The organism is Pseudomonas sp. 05N434 (genome assembly GCF_056396965.1).
The window spans coordinates 1-1,294 of record NZ_JBFTMK010000867.1; the positions used below are offsets into that span (position 1 = coordinate 1).

The following is a 1,294-nucleotide window of genomic DNA, read 5'->3' on the forward strand; positions in this document are numbered from 1 at the left end:
ATTTCGTACTCTATGCCATCCTCGATTTCGTGATTGAAAACTACCAGCCGATGGGCGAAGCGATTCACGCCGAGATCGATGAGCTGGAGAGCAATGTCCTCTGCGGTTCCCTGAATGAACGCGATATCCAGAAACTCCACGGCCTGCGCCGCGATGTATTGCGCTTGCGCCGGTATGCGGCACCGATGGTGGAGATCGGTGAGGAACTGCAAAAGCTGAGCTTTCCGTTTATCGACAAAAATATGCGCCCGTATTTCCGCGATGTGCAGATTCATGTCACGCGGCAACTGGAAGACCTGACGACCCTGGCGGACATTGCCAGCCAGACCATCGAGGTCGGGGTGTTGCTGGAGGCGTCACGCCAGAGCGTGGTGCAGCGCAAGTTTGCGGCATGGGCGGCGATTCTGGCGTTCCCGACCGCGGTGGCCGGGATCTATGGGATGAACTTCCAGAACATGCCGGAGTTGAGCTGGCATTACGGGTATTTCGCGGTGCTGGGGTTTATCACCGTTGGGTGCGTCGGTTTGTGGGCGAGCTTCAAAAAGTCTGGGTGGTTGTAGTCGGAACCGAGGCGTCTGCAAAATTCGCGGGCAGCCTCGCTCCTACAGGGTTATCCGTAGGAGCGAGGCTTGCCCGCGAAGCTTTTAAGGCTTAACCGAGTCAGTCTCAGGCTTGTGCGCCACAAACCGCATCATCCACTCTGCGACGGTAGTGCCGTGATGCTCGTGTTCAAGACTCGCCATACCTTGCGAATAAATCTGCTCGCCCAGCGCCTCTTGGCGGATATCCAGCAGCGCCCGTGAGTAATCGTGAATGAACTCCGGATGCCCCTGGAAGCACAGCACCTGATCGTTGATGTGGTACGCGGCGAACGGGCAGAAATCGCTAGAAGCAATCACCGTCGCGTTTTCCGGCAATGCGGTGACCTGATCCTGGTGACTGATCAGCAACGTCAGTTCTTCCCTCACCGGGCTCATCCACGGCGCCTTGGCCGCGAGTTTGTATTTGTGGGTGCCGACTCCCCAGCCCTGGGTCGCCCGCTCGCTCTTGCCGCCCAACAGCAGCGCCAACAGTTGATGACCGAAGCACACACCCAACAGTTTGTCGCCACGTTCGTAGCGCTTGAGCAGGTACGTCTTGAGGGTTTGAATCCACGGGTCGGTGCCGAAGGAATCGGCCTTGCTGCCGGTGACCAGATACGCATCGAAGATCTGATCATCGCTGGGATAGTCGCCCTGCATCACGTTGTACACGCTGAATTCGGCCGCGATGGGTTGCTGCGAAAACAGACGCT

General features: G+C 57.8%; 2 protein-coding genes. One reads left to right on the forward strand and one right to left on the reverse strand.

The features are described 5' to 3' along the window. Positions 1 to 560 (forward strand): CorA family divalent cation transporter (locus AC1DLB_RS30235; RefSeq protein ID WP_477786311.1); only part of this gene is annotated, 560 nt, incomplete at its 5' end. Positions 561 to 644: 84 nt separating this feature from the next. Here AC1DLB_RS30235 and AC1DLB_RS30240 read toward each other — a convergent pair. Beyond that, positions 645 to 1,294: amidotransferase (locus AC1DLB_RS30240; RefSeq protein WP_477786312.1), on the reverse strand; the 650-nt coding region annotated here is incomplete at its 5' end.